1 protein-coding gene is annotated in these 229 nt (G+C 31.4%); it reads right to left on the reverse strand.

The features are described from left to right. Window positions 1–229, reverse strand: a 229-nt coding sequence (locus AOA61_RS30930; RefSeq protein ID WP_218197367.1) for a CbiQ family ECF transporter T component, incomplete at both ends; no start/stop codon positions are given.

Here is a 229-nt window from a genome sequence, read left to right on the forward strand (position 1 = left end):
TAATAATTGCTATAAAACGCATACCTTTAAAGTAGAATTTAATTGGTACACTAGTAATAATAAAGATGATGGAAGTCATTACAAAAGCCACTATTATAGAAAGAGGATGACTGCTGGCAAATAAAAAGATCATTAAAATCATCAAACATAACAATTTAGCTCTAGGATCCATTCGATGTATCACGGATCCACCTGGTACATATTGGCCTATAATCACTTTATCTAGCAT

The sequence above is a fragment of the Pseudomonas sp. 2995-1 genome, from assembly GCF_002742505.1.
Lineage (GTDB): Bacteria > Pseudomonadota > Gammaproteobacteria > Pseudomonadales > Pseudomonadaceae > Aquipseudomonas > Aquipseudomonas sivasensis.